The sequence below is a fragment of the Vibrio marisflavi CECT 7928 genome (genome assembly GCF_921294215.1).
Classification (GTDB): Bacteria; Pseudomonadota; Gammaproteobacteria; order Enterobacterales; family Vibrionaceae; genus Vibrio; species Vibrio marisflavi.
Window position 1 is genome coordinate 2,022,250 of sequence record NZ_CAKLDM010000002.1, and the last position, 17,074, is coordinate 2,039,323.

Annotated in this window: 18 protein-coding genes; 2 read left to right on the forward strand and 16 right to left on the reverse strand. The window is 41.8% G+C overall.

The window, feature by feature from the left end:
- Positions 1-13: 13 nt before the first annotated feature.
- The gene (locus tag L7A31_RS16070; RefSeq protein WP_237362774.1) at positions 14-715 is read right to left on the reverse strand and encodes a class I SAM-dependent DNA methyltransferase; all 702 of its coding nucleotides are present in this window, start codon (positions 713-715) and stop codon (positions 14-16) included.
- Positions 716-989: 274 nt separating this feature from the next.
- Between L7A31_RS16070 and L7A31_RS16075 the strand changes: the two genes are divergently transcribed.
- The gene (locus L7A31_RS16075; RefSeq protein ID WP_237362775.1) at positions 990-1,370 is read left to right on the forward strand and encodes a DUF3461 family protein; all 381 of its coding nucleotides are present in this window, start codon (positions 990-992) and stop codon (positions 1,368-1,370) included.
- A 69-nt stretch (positions 1,371-1,439) separates the two neighbouring features.
- On the opposite strand, the gene pgpA is transcribed toward L7A31_RS16075, so the two are convergent.
- The 13 genes from pgpA to L7A31_RS16140 form a co-directional block, all read right to left on the reverse strand.
- The gene (gene pgpA, locus L7A31_RS16080; RefSeq protein WP_237362776.1) at positions 1,440-1,946 is read right to left on the reverse strand and encodes a phosphatidylglycerophosphatase A; all 507 of its coding nucleotides are present in this window, start codon (positions 1,944-1,946) and stop codon (positions 1,440-1,442) included.
- Positions 1,943-2,920 carry a thiamine-phosphate kinase gene (gene thiL / locus L7A31_RS16085; protein WP_237363583.1) on the reverse strand — a complete coding sequence of 326 codons (978 nt, stop codon included), beginning with the start codon at positions 2,918-2,920 and terminating at the stop codon, positions 1,943-1,945. Before thiL ends, pgpA begins: the two co-directional genes overlap by 4 nt.
- Positions 2,921-2,989: 69 nt before the next feature.
- On the reverse strand, positions 2,990-3,457 hold the full coding sequence (gene nusB, locus L7A31_RS16090) for a transcription antitermination factor NusB (RefSeq protein ID WP_237362777.1): 468 nt from the start codon (positions 3,455-3,457) through the stop codon (positions 2,990-2,992).
- Positions 3,457-3,927, reverse strand: coding sequence for a 6,7-dimethyl-8-ribityllumazine synthase (ribH, locus tag L7A31_RS16095; RefSeq protein WP_237362778.1), 471 nt, complete (start codon positions 3,925-3,927; stop codon positions 3,457-3,459). The genes nusB and ribH overlap by 1 nt, the downstream gene beginning before the upstream one ends.
- 185 nt (positions 3,928-4,112) lie before the next feature.
- Positions 4,113-4,769: a riboflavin synthase gene (locus L7A31_RS16100; RefSeq protein ID WP_237362779.1), complete on the reverse strand. Its 657-nt coding sequence runs from the start codon at positions 4,767-4,769 to the stop codon at positions 4,113-4,115.
- Positions 4,770-4,792: 23 nt separating this feature from the next.
- Positions 4,793-5,890 carry a bifunctional diaminohydroxyphosphoribosylaminopyrimidine deaminase/5-amino-6-(5-phosphoribosylamino)uracil reductase RibD gene (gene ribD / locus L7A31_RS16105; RefSeq protein ID WP_237362780.1) on the reverse strand — a complete coding sequence of 366 codons (1,098 nt, stop codon included), beginning with the start codon at positions 5,888-5,890 and terminating at the stop codon, positions 4,793-4,795.
- Between the two features lie 10 nt (positions 5,891-5,900).
- Positions 5,901-6,350 carry a transcriptional regulator NrdR gene (gene nrdR / locus L7A31_RS16110; RefSeq protein ID WP_237362781.1) on the reverse strand — a complete coding sequence of 150 codons (450 nt, stop codon included), beginning with the start codon at positions 6,348-6,350 and terminating at the stop codon, positions 5,901-5,903.
- A 57-nt stretch (positions 6,351-6,407) separates the two neighbouring features.
- The gene (locus L7A31_RS16115) at positions 6,408-7,658 is read right to left on the reverse strand and encodes a glutamate-5-semialdehyde dehydrogenase (RefSeq protein WP_237362782.1); all 1,251 of its coding nucleotides are present in this window, start codon (positions 7,656-7,658) and stop codon (positions 6,408-6,410) included.
- A gap of 37 nt (positions 7,659-7,695) precedes the next feature.
- Entirely contained in the window at positions 7,696-8,835 is a 1,140-nt protein-coding gene (gene proB, locus L7A31_RS16120) for a glutamate 5-kinase (RefSeq protein WP_435532913.1), read from the reverse strand.
- A 171-nt stretch (positions 8,836-9,006) separates the two neighbouring features.
- A complete protein-coding gene (gene crl / locus L7A31_RS16125) occupies positions 9,007-9,396 on the reverse strand; it encodes a sigma factor-binding protein Crl (protein ID WP_237362783.1) in 390 nt (129 codons plus the stop codon).
- 85 nt (positions 9,397-9,481) lie between these two features.
- Positions 9,482-10,729: an esterase FrsA gene (frsA, locus tag L7A31_RS16130; RefSeq protein WP_237362784.1), complete on the reverse strand. Its 1,248-nt coding sequence runs from the start codon at positions 10,727-10,729 to the stop codon at positions 9,482-9,484.
- A 132-nt stretch (positions 10,730-10,861) separates the two neighbouring features.
- Complete coding sequence (gene gpt / locus L7A31_RS16135) at positions 10,862-11,326, reverse strand: xanthine phosphoribosyltransferase (RefSeq protein WP_237362785.1); 465 nt, start codon at positions 11,324-11,326, stop codon at positions 10,862-10,864.
- A gap of 32 nt (positions 11,327-11,358) precedes the next feature.
- Positions 11,359-12,648: an NCS2 family permease gene (locus L7A31_RS16140; protein WP_237362786.1), complete on the reverse strand. Its 1,290-nt coding sequence runs from the start codon at positions 12,646-12,648 to the stop codon at positions 11,359-11,361.
- Positions 12,649-13,566: 918 nt separating this feature from the next.
- Here L7A31_RS16140 and L7A31_RS16145 point away from each other — a divergent pair.
- On the forward strand, positions 13,567-15,039 hold the full coding sequence (locus L7A31_RS16145; protein WP_237362787.1) for an aminoacyl-histidine dipeptidase: 1,473 nt from the start codon (positions 13,567-13,569) through the stop codon (positions 15,037-15,039).
- Positions 15,040-15,124: 85 nt separating this feature from the next.
- Here L7A31_RS16145 and L7A31_RS16150 read toward each other — a convergent pair whose 3' ends face one another.
- On the reverse strand, positions 15,125-15,871 hold the full coding sequence (locus L7A31_RS16150) for a DUF2884 family protein (RefSeq protein ID WP_237362788.1): 747 nt from the start codon (positions 15,869-15,871) through the stop codon (positions 15,125-15,127).
- A gap of 35 nt (positions 15,872-15,906) precedes the next feature.
- Positions 15,907-16,971, reverse strand: coding sequence for a DNA polymerase IV (gene dinB, locus L7A31_RS16155; RefSeq protein WP_237362789.1), 1,065 nt, complete (start codon positions 16,969-16,971; stop codon positions 15,907-15,909).
- Positions 16,972-17,074: the final 103 nt, after the last annotated feature.

Here is a 17,074-nt window from a genome sequence, read left to right on the forward strand (position 1 = left end):
GGGCTTCTTCTCTCTATTCCAAAACTCGGCATTTATAAAACGTGAAGTTAGGTGTTGATGAAAGAAGTTTATAGCTTTCTGGTGAACTATCTTTCATTGATTCAGCTGGGCAGCCTTCGTTAAACTCAACAACAGCAAAACCTGCCTGAGTTATGTATTGGAAAATTTGCGTGAAAGAGCGACGATAGAAACGCACTTCCACGGGTTTTCCAATGATATCCCACTCTTGGGTCAGCATCTCTTGCTGAAAATAATTTCCTGAAGGGGAAAATTGAAAGTCAATCATTGGGTGGTGAGTAGAGAACAAAAACAAGCCGCCTTTCTTAAGGACTCTTTTTATGTCATTAAATAGCGTAGTTAGGTCTTCTAAGTAATGAACGGCCAGCGGGCTAACAACTAAGTCATATTGATCGGTTTGCTCTTCTGGTAACCCTAAGTTCAAATCTTGTCTATAAGCTTTTACTTTCTCACCCAATTTTCCTCTAACAATATCAACCATATCCTGTGACACATCAATCGAGGTAACTTTTGCCCCACGTTCAGTCATATATTGCGCATACACGCCCGGGCCACAGCCCAAGTCGAGAACGTGTTTCCCTTGTAGGTCAGGAAACATTGCTTGGTGAGATGGACGCTCTAATTGTGCGTTGTATACGTTGTCTAGGACAACCCTTCCATAGTCTTTGGCATATATTGAATACAACAAACTTTCCATATCTGCCTCTCTAGTCAATTCGATAAAATAAATAACAGCGTACTTGGTAAGCACCTAGATTAAGCTAATTCTTTTTGACGACACGTAACTATTGGCAGTTACTTGAAACAGTGCCAGAAAAACAACTAAAACTTACCACCCATTCGCAAGCTTTATTGTGCTTGATCATACTAACTCGCTTGTGAAATAGACGTGAAGCTGGCAACTTTAACCACAAAAGCCTAATATCGATTGATAGGATGAATTTGTAATTACGAAAAAGCAGAGGTCAATTATGTTTCCAAACCTCACAGGTCTTGGTATTCAAGAACCAAAACAAATTGAGCGTTACTCACTTCGTCAAGAAGCCCACAAAGATATACTTAAAATCTATTTTCGCAAACAAAAGGGCGAGCTTTTCGCTAAAAGCGTCAAATTTAAATACCCAAGACAGGTCAAAAATGTTTTGGTCGATAGCGGCAGCCACCAATACAAAGAAGTTACCGAGATCAATCGCAACTTAACCTTAGTTATTGATGAACTCAACATTATTACTAAGCCAGAAAAAATGGCCGAGGTTGACGTAAAAAGTAAAATACTGAAAGACTTGCGTCACTTGGAAAAAGTCGTTGCTTGTAAAATTGCCGAGATTGAAGCCGACCTAGAAAAGCTTTAAAACGCTCCTGCCTAAGCACATACAAAAAAGTCCACGCTCGTGGACCTTTTTGTAAGACAGAATGAGAACCTAGTGCATCCAGCCTAGATAATTACCCAGTAGACCAAGTACAATTAGTGACATAACACCTGCAAGAATGTCATCCACCATGATACCAAATCCGCCTCCAACACGCTTATCAAGCCAACTTATCGGCCAAGGTTTTACCATGTCAAAAAAGCGGAACACGATAAAACCACTTAATATCCAACGCCAATCAAGAGTGTTAAGGTGAAAAAATGGCACAACTAGCATTGTTATCCAGTATCCAGCAAATTCATCCCAAACAATTGAGCCATGATCGTGTACGCCCATATCGTCTGAAGTAACTTGGCAGATTTTCACACCAATTACACAAGCGAGAATAACCACTAGGTAATAAACTGGAGCTGGAAGTTGGACTAACAATAAATAAAATGGAATAGAAGCTACCGTCCCCATGGTTCCCGGAACCACTGGAGATAAGCCACTTCCAAATCCTGTGGCCAATAAATGCCAAGGGTTTTTCAAAGCAATGCGAGATTTAGGATCGGTCATACTACTTGCTCCTCAAAGTGATCAAACCCTTCCAGCTGCCAATCAACCGGCTTACCATTAGATTGCAGTTCAAGAGTATTTCCCGAACGAATTTGCCCGATACGAGTATAGGTTGCACCGCAATGGGCAAGCGCACTGTCTAGAGCACCACGATTTTCTTCAGAAACAGTAAAACAAAGTTCGTACTCTTCACCGCTAGATAGAGCATACTGCTTTGATAATTGCCTATCTGCTAGAAACTCTCGAAGCTCTGGAGAGGTTGGTAATAAGTCAACATCAACACGCGCACCAACATTTGAACGCTTAAGGATATGCTTCAAATCAGAAATCAAACCATCTGATATATCCACGGCTGCACTTGCTATTGGCAGTAGAGCTTGTCCAGCTAAAATTCTTGGCGTCGCTAAGTAGTGACGCTCTTCCAGCTCTTTAGAGTAAGGTCTGCTGCGAGTCGCGCTGTCAAGAACAACATCCAAACCTGCTTTGCTGTCTCCAAGGTTTCCTGTGACGTATATCCAGTCACCAACTTTTGCTCCACTGCGAGCCAAAGCTCTATGCTCAGGAACAAACCCCTGCACCGTTAACGTGATACTTAGAGGACCTTTAGTGGTATCACCACCGATTAGCTGCACACCATAATAGTCAGCAAGATCGTAAAAAGCATCACAAAACTCGGCTAACCAATGCTCATCAATTTTAGGTAGCGTTAGCGCTAGAGATACCCATGATGGCGTAGCCCCCATAGCAGCAAGGTCACTAAGGTTAGAAGCCAATGCTTTATGAGCAATCCATGCCGGCTTCGCATCAGCGATAAAGTGGGTTCCAGCAACAAGTGTATCAGTGCTAATGGCAATCGCTGTGTTCTCTGGCGCTTTAACCAATGCACAGTCATCACCAATAGAGAGCAATACATCTCTACGCTGAGTCTGCCTATCGATAAAATATTTATCTATTACGTTAAACTCATTCATTATACAGTCGGTAAATCTTTTAGCCGTTAGAAGAGTAAAAAGGCCAGCGAGTGCTGGCCTTTTATTTAGAAATTATTTTTTGCGAACATGAGGCGCGGCTTTGTCCAGCACCCCATTAACAAACTTGTGACTATCTTCGGCAGCGAAAACTTTAGCAAGCTCTATCGCTTCGTTAATCACAACTTTGTAAGGGACATCTTCACAGCGAGTCATTTCGTACATTGCCATACGAAGTAGCGCAAGCTCCATCATGTCCAAGTCTTGCATTGGACGAGATAGATAAGGTCTCAGCTTGCAATCAAGATCTGTGTGATTAAGCACAACACCAGTTAATAGCTCGCGGAAATAGTTAACATCGGTTTCCGGCGCTGTTAGAGCAGGCTCGGCAGCATGATGCTCTTCTTCATCATACTTGCCTCCCGATAAAAATTGCTCTTCAACTGTAGCAACATTTTCTTTAGTGATTTGCCAAGAATAAATAGCTTGCAAAGCAAATTGACGTGCATTTCGTCGTGCGGCTGGTTTCACACTCGCCCCCATTAGGAATCAATTTCAGACAGAACGTTAATCATCTCAAGTGCGCTAAGTGCTGCCTCTGCACCTTTGTTTCCAGCCTTGGTTCCTGCGCGTTCAATAGCTTGATCAATCGTTTCAACAGTTAGGACGCCAAATGCCACTGGAATGCTGTATTCCATCGACACTTGAGCTAAACCTTTATTACACTCGTTACATACATAGTCAAAGTGTGGTGTACCACCACGAATGACCGTACCCAAAGAAACAATCGCGTCATATTTGCCTGTTTTGGCAACACGTTGAGCAACTAGAGGTAATTCTACTGCACCAGGACAACGAACTACGACGATGTTGTCGTCTTTAACTTGTCCATGACGCTTTAAAGTATCGATTGCACCAGATAGAAGACTTTCATTAATAAAGCTATTAAAGCGAGAAATAACAATAGCGATTTTCGCGTTTGGTGCTGGGAAGCCACCCTCGATAACTTTCATATGTTTTCCTTTAACCATATTTAACCAGTGAGAACCGCGGGATTCTAGCACAGAACTGTGAGCAATATCTAATAGGAATTTAACAACAATAGTAAAAGCAGCGATTCAATATGAACCCTGCTTTTTATTATGTGAATTTCGACTTACTAAGTGCCTGTGTGAATCGCGAGTTTGAGGTTTCGCTATCAAGCAAACCCGTTGTCTTTGAGGAAGTCTAGGGTCAATCTAGACTCAGGCTCTTGGTTTTCTTGGTTACCATTCAGAAGCCTTTCCATATAACGAGCCAGTAAGTCTACTTCGATGTTAACTCGTCTACCAAGTTGGAAATCACTGATAGTGGTTTCGCTAGAAGTATGCGGAACAATCGTCAGTTTAAAAGAAGACTTAGACAGTGCATTTATCGTCAAGCTAATACCATCAACGGTGATAGAGCCCTTCTCTGCCACATATTTAGTGAGCGCTTGAGGAATTTCGACCCAATACTCAAAAGCCCTGCCCCTTTGCTGGCAATCAATGATTTTACCGACACAGTCCACATGACCAGAAACAATATGCCCACCGAAGCGAGTCGTCGGTAGCATCGCTTTTTCAAGATTAACCTTGTCCCCGACCTGATAGTCAGCAAAGCCCGACTTGTTAAGTGTTTCTAGTGACAGATCAGCTTTGTAGCTCGTTGTCGTCATTTCGACAACGGTTAAGCAAACACCATTGGTTGCTATACTGTCACCTAACTTTACATCGGACATATCAAGAGAACCAACGTTTACGCTGATCCTCATATCTTCACCTTTTCTTTCTAAAGCAGTGAGTGTTCCTACTGCTTCAACAATTCCTGTAAACATATTTAAACTTCTATCGTTAATCTCTAATTCAAAGTTGCAACCAAGCGTAAATCTGGACCTACATGGCGAACATCCTGAATATTAATATTGATTACATCCTGCATTGACTCAATCCCTAATGCGCCGAACAAGCCCTTACCATCACTGCCCATAATTTTAGGAGCAAGATAAAGCACTAACTCATCAACTAGCCCTGCTTGAATCAGAGATTTGCCCAAAGTCGCTCCCGCTTCAACCCAGATATGATTGATATGATGGCTTTTAGCTAAGCGGCGAAATAACTCGGCCAAATCAAATTGACCACTTTCATCGATAGGGGAGTCTAAGTTGCCCTCTTCACTATTGACGACAACGATTTCACCATCTGCTTGAAACAGCTTAAGAGAAGAAGACAGATTATTGTTTTTATCCAATATGATTCGGACAGGTTGGCGAAGCTCACTTTCAGGGTATTTCTGCTGAGTACATTCAGGCAATTCACTCCAACGCACATTGAGTGAAGCATCGTCATCAATTACGGTTTTACTTGTTGATAACACGGCACACGCTTTAGATCGAAAGTGTTGAACATCACTACGAGCTAAAGAGGAAGTGATCCATTGGCTCTCACCATTCGATAGCGCGGTTTGTCCATCGATGCTCGCAGCCATTTTTAACTGGACAAAAGGCAGCCCAGTTTTCATTAATTTGATAAAGCCACGATTTAACGCGTGAGCTTCTTCTTCCATTAAACCGACAAGCACTTCAATACCAGCTTGCCTAAGCATCTGGATACCCTGACCTGCAACCTTCGGGTTTGGATCTTCCATTGCGCAGACGACTTTGCTCACACCAGCTTTAATCAGCGCCTCAGAACAAGGTGGCGTTCGCCCATAGTGCGAGCAAGGTTCTAAAGTAACATACACCGTTGCCCCTTTAGCTTTATCACCTGCGGCTTTCAAAGCATGCACTTCAGCATGCGCCTCACCAGCTTTGTAGTGAAAGCCTTCACCAACAATATCTTCACCGTGAGCAATCACGCATCCGACGTTAGGGTTCGGTGCTGTAGTGAACATACCGTTTTTCGCCATTTCTATGGCGCGTAACATTAATTGATAATCGATTGATTGATATACAGACATTCAGACCAAACTAATCTTCTAATTTTGCAATTTCTTCGCCGAACTCGCGAATATCTTCGAAGCTTCGATAGACAGAAGCAAAGCGGATATAAGCCACTTTATCAAGCTCTTTGAGCTGCTCCATGACCAAATTACCTATCATAGCACTATCGACTTCGCGTTCACCCGTTGCCCTCAACTGAGACTTAATCATGCTAATAGCCAGTTCAATTGAGTCAGCACTTACTGGCCTTTTTTCTAACGCACGATGAAATCCACCAATCATCTTGTCTTCATCAAATGGCTCACGATTACCATTCGACTTAATCACCTTCGGCATGACCAATTCAGCACTTTCAAAAGTTGTAAATCGCTCATGGCAAGCTAAGCACTCACGCCGCCTTCTAACTTGGTGGCCGTCAGCCACTAGCCGAGAATCAATAACCTTAGTGTCATTTTCAGAACAAAATGGACAATGCATATTACCTCCATAAATTCGCTTATCTGGCAACGAGCCTACCGATAAGCGAAAGGGAATCTAAGCGCGTGATAAATAATCCGCTTTACCCACCCACTTATAACTTGTGAGTTCCTCTAGCCCCATTGGACCACGTGCGTGTAATTTCTGCGTAGAGACTGCAACTTCTGCTCCCAAACCGAACTGTGCTCCATCTGTAAAACGAGTAGATGCATTGACATACACCGCGGCAGTGTCTACCGAGTTAATAAACTGCTCAGCATGGCTTAGGCTATTGGTCATAATGGCATCTGAGTGACTGGCATTGTGCTCTCGCATATGCTCAATTGCCTCATCAATATCTTCAACAACCTTCACTCCAAGAGTAAGACTCAGCCACTCGGTATCAAAATCACCATCTTGAGCATCGACTAAATTAGCACTGTTTGATAGATGAGATTTCGCCTTTGGCTCGGCCACAAGTTTCACTTTATCAGATAATTGCGCGACCAATTTTGGCAAAAACTCTGCTGCGACTTTCTTGTGCACAAGTAAGGTATCGACAGTATTACAGGTAGATGGCCGCTGAGTTTTCGCATTCTCTACGATATCTACAGATTTGGATAAATCTGCGCTCTCATCTACAAATATATGGCTGATACCAAATCCACCGATAATAACGGGAATTGTGCTGTTCTCTTTACACATTTTGTGCAGGCCAGCCCCGCCTCTTGGGATAATCATATCGACATACTGATCCAGTTTTAGCAGCTGGGAAACCAGCTCTCTATCAGGCTTTTCGATATATTGTACGGACTCAGAAGGTAAACCTGCTTCTTGCAGAGCAGTCTGAATAACTTTAACCAGTTCTATATTCGTAAAGAACGTCTCTTTACCGCCACGCAAAATACTAGCATTTCCCGTTTTAAGACAAAGCGCCGCAATATCTATCGTGACATTTGGCCGAGCTTCATAGATAACGCCCACAACACCTAACGGAACTCTACGACGAGCTAGAGACATTCCATTGGGCAATACTTTGCTGTCAATTTCGCTACCAACAGGGTCGTTTAAGCCAATAACATTGCGAACATCGTCCGCGATAGCTTTGATTCTTTGCTCATTGAGAAGCAAACGATCAAGCATTGCCTCTCCCAACCCTGCTTCTCGACCTGAGCTGATATCTTTTTCATTTGCCGCTAAAATGGCTGCTGAGCTCTGCTCAAGCTGATCCGCAATGGTTTGTAGTGCTAAATTTTTTTGTGCGGTAGAAGCAGTCGCTAAGCTATACGAAGCACGCTTAGCCGCCTCTCCCATTTTGATTAGATCCAAAATCCTGTCCCTTTATCTTTCATACTGGGTTTGTAGCCTAGTCTTGTATCACTACGAGATCATCTCGGTGAATGACTTCTGAGCCATAGTCGTAGCCAAGTATGTTAGCAATATCTTTACTATGCTTGCCTACAATTTTCGCTAAATCCACACTGGAGTAACTAGATAGCCCTTTTGCTATCAAGTCCCCTTGCTTATTTGTCACTCGAGCGACATCTCCTCGAGCAAACTGGCCGCTGACTTTAACAACACCTTTAGCAAGCAAGCTACTGCCTTTGTTAATGACAGCCATTGCTGCTCCATCATCAATAATAATGTCGCCTACAGCTGCAGGGCCCGCTAGTATCCACTTTTTGCGGTTTTCTAATGCTTCTTCTAGTGGCAGGAATCGTGTGCCATGCGGGTTGTCACTCATACAGTCGACAATCACATTCTCTGCACTGCCAGCTGCGATAATGACTTCAATCCCAGCTCGGCGAGCAATATCAGCAGCTTGAAGCTTTGTCGCCATGCCACCAGTACCAAGAGTCGTGCCACTGCCACCTGCTATTTTTCTTAGAGTTGAATCAATAGCTCGAACTTCTTTTATCAACTGAGCATCTGGGTCCTTGCGCGGATCAGCGGTGAACAACCCTTTTTGGTCGGTCAAAAGTAACAACTTATCAGCACTACACAAAATGCCAACCAAAGCACACAAGTTATCATTGTCGCCAACCTTAATTTCACTGGTTGCAACAGCGTCATTTTCATTAACAACAGGGATAATATCGTTGTCGACTAAGGCATGAATGGTGTCTCTTGCATTTAAAAAACGCTCCCTGTCATCCAGATCGGCGCGAGTTAGCAACATTTGACCAATTTTAATGCCGTAGATAGAAAACAAAGACTCCCAAACTTGAATAAGTTGACTTTGACCGACAGCGGCGAGTAATTGCTTACTAGCCATCGCATTGGGCAACGCAGGGTAGCCTAAATGCTCACGCCCCGCTGCCATTGCGCCTGAAGAAACAATGACAACAGAGTGGCCCAATTTTTTAAGCTCGGCACATTGTCGGACTAAATCGACCATATGCGCTTTATCGAGTGCCAAAGTTCCACCAGTCAAAACACTGGTACCTAGCTTCACCACAATGGTCTTGCGAAGAGAGCTATCATTTCTCTGCTGTTTTTCTGTCATATCCATGTCTAATGTAGAAAACATAACTGAAAAGATGTTTTAGCAATCAATAGACAATTAAACAAGAAAAAAAGGCGCTAAAATGGCCCCTTTAAGTAGATATAATGAGAATAAAGCAAGAAGAGCTTGAAAAAGCTCTTCTTGAATAGGGGTAAGACTCAATGTGTAAAGCTAAACAAACTCAACCGACTCTTTATGCATGTTTACTTTGAGGCTGAATTTGCTTTTCAAAGTTTCAACTAGCTTTTTGTGAAAATCTTCTTGGGTTCGATTTACCTCGGAAACCGCTTTTTTAGGTATATTTTGCGCTTCCCAATCACCAGCTAAGTTATACCGACCAATATAGTATTTTGCAGCAAAGCCACCTTCAGCTTGCTCAAGTTCCAGCCACCATCCCCAAAACTCTCTTTCCTCGGGAGATTTCTTATCATTGACACAAGAAGATAAGCAATCAAATAGATAGTACCCTTCGCTCGATTGCGGCTCTCTTAAATATGGCCCCATAGCCTTTAGCGCAGATAGCAAGCGATAGTGAGTCGGGTGTTTGATGACATCAGACATATTGTTTCTCCATTTCAACATTAAGCATGATGATTACGTGACTAGTAAATCCTTATTAACATGCTTAACTATAAAATTGAAAATGTCACCTAAATAGCTCTTTTTCCAACCACTTTATCGCTAAATCGAGGGATTGCTCATATCCTTGTGAAATTATCTTACTGTTTATTTTCTTCGCTTCACCACCGTGACTAAACATAGCAACCAGCTGGTTGTCGGAATACGGAGACATAAAGTCATTGTCTAAACTCAGTGCCATAATTGGAACCTGAGTTTTACGACTAGACAAAAAGCCTTGAATTTTCAAAGACCAAGCTGCGAGCCTTTTAGACAAGCTATTTAAGTCAACAACAGATTTTCCGAGTCTAGATGCCAATACATCGATGTACATCTTTGGCATTCCAGCCATTTTACTTGGAGAAGAAAGAATATCGTGAATAGGTGCTCCCAATGCAACGCACGCTTTTATCTTAGTCTGCTCCAGGAACGAAAGCCTAATCATTGCATTACCACCAAAGCGGAAGCCAAATAAGCCCACTTTATGGTGATCTACCCAAGGAAGGTTTGGCAATTCATTCAATACCGCTTGGTGCAGGCAAGACGTATCTTCAGTTAGCGTCCAGTGGCGGCTATGGCCAAGTGAAGGCATATCAACAGTCAGCATCGCGATATTCCTTGGTGCCAAATAATCTCTGAATAGACGCCACATATCGGTTTGTAAAGTATCTAAGCCAGCACTAACAATTACCACTGGTTGAGGCTTTTCTGTACTAGAAAGGTGCAAATTCGCCACGATTTTCTTGTTCTTGTATGGCACTTCAATAGGTTTAACCACATACTTGGTTTTCTTTGCTGCCTCAGCGTAAGCGTTGTTAGCTAACGTTTGAGCTTGGCGCGCTAGACTGTCATTCTTTAAATGTGGATAGCCTGCGATACTAAAACATAGTGACGCATTAAAAAGTGAATCAGCTGCGGACTCTCCCTCTAGCTCACGTGAACCTCTTTGGTATGTCATCCCCAGCTTTGTCCATTCATAAGCCCAGTTGCCACTGCGGTAACCCATTACAGTATCTAATTGTTCATCACTGGTACGCGAACCATCAGACGAAGCAATTTTGGCTAGCACTTCTTCTTGATCAATAGGGTCAACGCCCTGCCAAACCCATTGTAGCCTTCTAACTATTCGATACCATGCAGCATCATCTTCGACCTTTTTCTTCTCCAAGATTTCTTGACTACTTGGTAAGTATTCTGTGAGTGCTGATGTTTCTTTCGCTTGTTTATGCTTAGCGAACAGGACTTCTGATAAGTTTTTGCTAGATGGTTCTGACATTGCTAAATCTGATACCTTACTTTGGAGGTGCTGGCTACATATCATATACCCAACTGAGGTCGATATGCTTGAGCTGAATAAAAAAATGACCCGCGATTGGGTCATTTTCTATATTTCGCTAGAGATTACAAATTACTTTCGCTTGCGATTAATCGGCTCAACAAAGCCAAAAGCCATATCCCATGGTTGTTCAATCCAAGTATCTTGTTCGATATCTACAACATACTCATCAACCAAATCACTACCAGCAGGCTTAGCACATACAGTCACAAACTTGGCTTTTGGATACATTTCACGAATTTTTCTCGCTGTATCACCGCTATCGACTAGATCGTCGATAACAAGATAACCTTCACCATCATGCTCAGGTGCTTTAAGTACTGTCATATCACGTTGATGATCGTGATCATAGCTAGAGATACAAACGGTATCGACATAACGAATACCCAGTTCTCTTGCCAAAATAGCTGCAGGAACAAGGCCACCACGGCTTACCGCCAGAATACCTTTCCATTGCTCAGCTGGCATTTGCATTTCAGCAAGTTTGCGACAGTAGCCGTGCATCATTTCCCAAGTGATTATGAATTTATTGCTCATTGTATGATCCAAAGTTTATTTAAATAATTTGTTTAACCGACAATGTATTTCACTATAAAAATAGCCGCTAAAACGTATACACTGATCGACACTTCACGTCCCTTACCACTAAATATTTTTATCGCGGCATAAGAAATAAAGCCAAAAGAAATCCCTTCAGCGATCGAAAATGTCAGTGGCATCAAGAGGCAAGTCACTACAACTGGTGCTGCCTCTGTTAAATCTCGCCAATCCACGTTGACTAGCCCTGATAACATCAAGATAGCAACGTAAAAAAGAGCTCCAGATGTCGCATAGGCAGGTATCATGCCCGCAAGTGGTGAGAAGAATAAAGCAAGCAAGAAGAAAACACCAACAACAACGGCTGTTAAACCTGTTCTTCCACCTTCCGCAACACCAGAAATACTTTCCACGTAAGAGGTTGTATTTGATGTGCCAAGTAGAGCACCAATAGACGTAGCAGTAGAGTCTGCTAATAAAGCACGACCAATTCGCGGAATCTTGCCATTTTCATCAATAAGATCTGCCTTTGAAGCAACACCAACTAATGTTCCCGCTGTATCAAATAGGTCTACAAAAAGGAATGCGAATACAACTGAAATCATTCCAACATTAAGTAACCCTGAAAAATCGAGCTGTAAGAACGTTGGCGCAATACTTGGTGGCGCTGACACAATGCCATGCCATTGCACATCTCCAAATATTAGACCAAGACCTGTGACTGCTAAAATAGCAATCATTACCGCGCCCTTCACTCCGCGTTGCACTAACCCAATAGTAATAAAGAAGCCGACACACGCTAACACAGCTTGTAGTGAGGTGATTTTACCTAGCGTGACAAATGTGGCTGGGCTGGCCACGACAATGCCTGCATTCTTTAACGCAATAAACGCTAGAAACAAGCCAATCCCCGCAGAAATACCAGTTCGCAGAGAAAGAGGGATTGAATCGATGATGAGCTCGCGAATTTTCACCAAGCTCAAAAGTATGAATAAACAGCCTGACATAAATACTGCGGCCAATGCGACTTGCCATGTATAACCCATACCTAATACTACTGAGTAGGTAAAAAAAGCATTGAGTCCCATTCCAGGTGCTTGAGCGATTGGCAAATTCGCCCACAGCCCCATAACAAAACAGCCAATAGCAGCCGCTAAACACGTGGCAACAAAGACCGAGCCATGGTCCATACCTGTTGATGACAAAATAGCCGGATTTACAAATATGATATAAGCCATTGTTAAGAACGTCGTCATTCCTGCGACAACTTCAGTCTTAACATTTGTCCCATTTTCACCGAGTTTAAATAGCTTTTCTAGCATGTTCGAGTCCATTTAGTAGTTAACACTAAATCTCACGTAATCGTTTGGCTGGGAATTATAATTTCATAAAATATGAATTACCACTACTTATTGAATACTAATTTAATTAGCCACCAATTTTTCCAAACCACTGAACAACCACGAAAAGACACAGGATTTAATTCTTTAATTTACAATAGGTTAAACAAAATCCTTTCCCAAAAAGCTAGCCAGTTGAAGAACGTGTGGAAATTTACTTTGGCTTTCAAAGAGAAAAAAGTCAGATTTAGCTATGAAAATAAAGGCATAACTAACTATTTGACCAAAAATGAGGATATTCCAATAACAGAGTGTGAATTTTAGACACAACAGACATAAAAAAAGCCACTCAAAGTGAGTGGCTGTCGAATCAAATCAGTACATTGACTGCAAATAAATTCCAAAAATCAAGGGGGTATTAACTACTTAAGAAGATTGCTTAGGATGAACCTTAGTAGCCAAAACTAGTTGGATACACAAACCTACCGGTAAACATTGCACCACGTTTCCAATAAGTTGAAGCTGGTAAACCTTTCATAACTATCACCTTTATATTCAATGAACACAAACAAATCTCTGTTCCTTGGAGGCGATATATTCGGACTCATCCTTTAAGCATTTTCTCTTCCTTCGAAGTTGGTAAGTAATATACCACAATGTAGTTTAATTACAACTGAAGCAGCAAAATAAATGTAGCCAGCTTACTTTTTACCCATTAAAATGAAATTAAAGTAATAAAATTACACAATGTAAAGATAATGTGATTTTGTTTCATATTTATTATTTATTAAAAAACAGGATCCATTAACAATGAGAATTTCCTTTTTTAGATTGAGCAGATCTGATGGTATCCTTGACCTCCACAGAACGAATAGCGTGTATACCGAAAAGGAGTAATCCGTGTCTGATACTCATTCTGAAATTAGTAACCTATCGCCTAACTTGATTTGGCATTTTTTTGACAAGATCTGTTCTATTCCTCACCCTTCTAAACATGAGGACGCGTTGGCTCAATACATTGTAGATTGGGCAACCGAGCAAAACCTACAAGTAAAACGAGACGAAGTAGGCAATGTTTTCATTAAGAAACCAGCAACACCTGGTATGGAAAATAAAAAAGGCGTGGTGCTTCAAGCTCATATCGATATGGTTCCTCAGAAAAATGAAGATACCGACCACGACTTTGTTGCTGACCCGATCCGCCCTTATATTGATGGCGAATGGGTCACAGCGAAAGGCACAACTTTGGGTGCAGACAACGGTATTGGCATGGCTTCATGCCTTGCTGTACTTGCTTCAGAAGATCTAAAGCACGGCCCTATCGAAGTACTCCTTACTATTGATGAAGAAGCGGGTATGACAGGCGCTTCTAACCTGCAACCTGGTTGGCTTGACGGCGAAATTCTGCTCAATACTGACTCAGAACAGGAAGGAGAAGTCTACATGGGCTGCGCTGGCGGCATTGATGGCGCTATATCCTTTACTATATCTACTGATTCAATGCCTGAAGGGTACGTATCTCGAGAACTAACCTTAAAAGGGCTAAAAGGCGGCCACTCTGGTTGTGACATTAATACAGGCCGAGGTAACGCCAATAAACTATTAGCAAGATTTTTAGCAGCCCATAGTCAAGAGTTGGATCTTCGACTGATTAACTTTAGAGGCGGTAGTTTACGCAACGCTATTCCTCGTGAAGCCTTTGCTCAAATAGCCGTTCCACAAGAAAACCAAGCTAAGCTAGACAAGCTTTACTCTGAGTTTACCCAGTTAATTCAAACTGAGCTAGGTAGTATCGAAACTGATATAGTCACGTTCAATGAAGAAATAGCATCAGTAGAAGAAGTATTCTCTGTAAACGATCAGCAAAGAGTAATTGCTACTCTGAACGCTTGCCCAAATGGCGTAGTCAGAATGAGCGATGATGTTGAAGGCGTAGTTGAAACCTCTCTAAATGTTGGCGTAGTAACAACAGAAGGGAACACACTAACGATCTTATGCCTAATCCGCTCATTGATTGAATCTGGGCGTGTTCAAGTAGAAAGTACTTTGCGATCAGTTGCTGAACTAGCAAATGCAAACATTGAGTTTTCTGGTGCCTACCCTGGCTGGAAGCCTGATCCAAACTCTGAAATCATGGCCGTTTTCCGTGATATGTATGAAGGCATTTACGGCAACAAACCAAATATTATGGTTATCCATGCTGGCCTTGAATGTGGTCTATTTAAAGAACCGTATCCAAACATGGACATGGTTTCATTTGGACCGACTATCAAATTCCCTCACTCTCCTGATGAAAAAGTGAAGATCGATACTGTCGAACTATTTTGGGAGCAAATGGTCGCGCTACTGGGCAATATTCCAGAGAAAAAGTAAGTCACTTTAGGCTTCTAAATCTCAAAGTAAACAAGCTGGCTACAGGCCAGCTTGCTGCATTATGAAATGGAGTTTTTCTAAAGCACTACTTTTTGAATATGCTATAACCTTCTAGCTCTGGAACTTCTTTATGTAGTGATTGTTCTTCTCGTTTTAACTCATTTAGAGACTGACACATCTTCTTCCCTTGCTGTTTCAGCTGAGCAGAATGAGTATTAAGCTGTACTTCTACCTGCTTTTTTAAAGTCGAGATTTTATTGGAAAACTCAGTAAGATTAATGCCACCATTTTGATTCATTTTTGTAGACATCACGTTGAAGGCTTGGTTAACAAATTCTGTATCGAATAATGATTTGGCCTTAGCATAATAGGTGGGTAATTGAGCTTTAGCTGATTCAAAAGTATTGGCAGGTAGAATCAAGCTATCTCCCTTATAATACTGTGACTGAATATCCCCAGCAAATGTTCTCATTGACTTCTTGAAGCTATCGAAAGCATTCGGCGCACCTAAGTTTTTCGATACTTCATCAACAATATTGTCTGCAAATGTGAGGTTTTTTCCGATAAATTGTTTAATCGCTGGAGCATACTGACTTACATGCTCACGATAGCTGTCTAACCCTTTCTTTTGCTCATTATTGAGAGGCACATTTTTACCTTCGATAGATAAATTATCGTTTGCTGAAATCATCGCTGTTTGCCCATTGGAGTTGACGATAGCAACAGATTGCCCAGTGATTTGTACTTCATTGGCCAAATCAACATTACACATTGCTGCCCAGCTAGATGTACTCAGTAACAGCGTAGCTACGCCAACAAGAAATTTGGTCATACATGAAGTCCTATCTATTGTCATTAATTCAAATGTTACTCAAAAAAACTAAGCTGCCTGTTTTGCTCTTCGGGCTTTAACATGACACTAAGACCTAAAAGGCGAATCTCTCGCCCATTTTGCCTTCTCATAATCTCAATGAGCAATTTCCTAAAGTAATCCAACTCAAGAATGTGATGGACGTGCTCAATGGTTGTCAAAGTAAAGTCAGCGAATTTCATTTTTATGCCTTGCTTTACTATTTCTTTGTTAGGGCTCACTTTTTTCAATCGACTTTCTAGCTCTGGATACAATCGAGTTTCAATAACTTGCCAGCACTGTTCAAAGCTCATGATATTTTCACTAAAGGTTCTCTCAACACCAACAGATTTTCTTTCTCGTTCAACCACGATCTCTCGATTATCTATTCCGTGGCTTTTCTTCCAAAGCGAAGCGCCCATGCGGCCGAACTGGCTTAAGATTTCTCGATAATCTCCAGAACGTATATCTTTACACGTGAAATAGCCTTTTTCGTTTAACTTTTTAATTCCCACTTTACCGACGCCGGGAATTTTATTAAGTGGTAAATCATCAATAAAAACTTGGACACTATCTGGTGGTATAACGAACTGACCATTTGGTTTATTGATATCCGAAGCAACTTTGGCAAGAAATTTTATAGGAGCAATACCAGCTGAAGCTGTTAAATTCAATTCGTTCCATATATCTTGCCGAATAGCAGAAGCAATCAACGTTGCAGAACCGTTACAGTGGCTGCTATCGGTAACATCCAAAAAAGCCTCGTCTAACGACAAGGGCTCTATAACAGAGGTGTATTTAGAAAAGATTGACCGAATTTGCTTAGATATTTCTTTATACAATGCCATTCGCCCCGGGACCACAATTAACTCTGGGCAAAGCTTCTTAGCTTGGGCTGTTGGCATTGCACTTCGTATTCCGAACTCTCTGGCGGCATAGTTACACGTACTTAGCACTCCACGCTGCTTTTCACTACCACCAACAGCGATCGGCTTATCACGATATTCTGGGTTGTCACGCATTTCCACGGCTGCGTAAAAGCAATCCATATCTACATGTATGATTTTCCGAATATTTATCATTGATGGTCAAAACATAAATTGTTGTATATATATACAGTATACATCCAACGCAATTGGATGAAAATCAAAGTTTATTCCGCCTAAAGTCTGCTATAAATAAAAG

What these genes read in the sequence shown, in the direction of transcription:
- ribD (WP_237362780.1), bottom strand. Translation starts at nt 5,890, where the DNA reads ATGTCTGTATATCAATCAATCGATTATCAATTAATGTTACGCGCCATA.
- nrdR (WP_237362781.1), bottom strand. Translation starts at nt 6,350, where the DNA reads ATGCATTGTCCATTTTGTTCTGAAAATGACACTAAGGTTATTGATTCT.
- crl (WP_237362783.1), bottom strand. Translation starts at nt 9,396, where the DNA reads ATGTCTGATGTCATCAAACACCCGACTCACTATCGCTTGCTATCTGCG.
- pgpA (WP_237362776.1), bottom strand. Translation starts at nt 1,946, where the DNA reads ATGACCGATCCTAAATCTCGCATTGCTTTGAAAAACCCTTGGCATTTA.
- dinB (WP_237362789.1), bottom strand. Translation starts at nt 16,971, where the DNA reads ATGATAAATATTCGGAAAATCATACATGTAGATATGGATTGCTTTTAC.
- proB (WP_435532913.1), bottom strand. Translation starts at nt 8,835, where the DNA reads ATGACAGAAAAACAGCAGAGAAATGATAGCTCTCTTCGCAAGACCATT.
- frsA (WP_237362784.1), bottom strand. Translation starts at nt 10,729, where the DNA reads ATGTCAGAACCATCTAGCAAAAACTTATCAGAAGTCCTGTTCGCTAAG.
- L7A31_RS16140 (WP_237362786.1), bottom strand. Translation starts at nt 12,648, where the DNA reads ATGCTAGAAAAGCTATTTAAACTCGGTGAAAATGGGACAAATGTTAAG.
- L7A31_RS16150 (WP_237362788.1), bottom strand. Translation starts at nt 15,871, where the DNA reads ATGACCAAATTTCTTGTTGGCGTAGCTACGCTGTTACTGAGTACATCT.
- gpt (WP_237362785.1), bottom strand. Translation starts at nt 11,326, where the DNA reads ATGAGCAATAAATTCATAATCACTTGGGAAATGATGCACGGCTACTGT.
- L7A31_RS16100 (WP_237362779.1), bottom strand. Translation starts at nt 4,769, where the DNA reads ATGTTTACAGGAATTGTTGAAGCAGTAGGAACACTCACTGCTTTAGAA.
- L7A31_RS16070 (WP_237362774.1), bottom strand. Translation starts at nt 715, where the DNA reads ATGGAAAGTTTGTTGTATTCAATATATGCCAAAGACTATGGAAGGGTT.
- ribH (WP_237362778.1), bottom strand. Translation starts at nt 3,927, where the DNA reads ATGAAAGTTATCGAGGGTGGCTTCCCAGCACCAAACGCGAAAATCGCT.
- L7A31_RS16075 (WP_237362775.1), top strand. Translation starts at nt 990, where the DNA reads ATGTTTCCAAACCTCACAGGTCTTGGTATTCAAGAACCAAAACAAATT.
- nusB (WP_237362777.1), bottom strand. Translation starts at nt 3,457, where the DNA reads ATGGGGGCGAGTGTGAAACCAGCCGCACGACGAAATGCACGTCAATTT.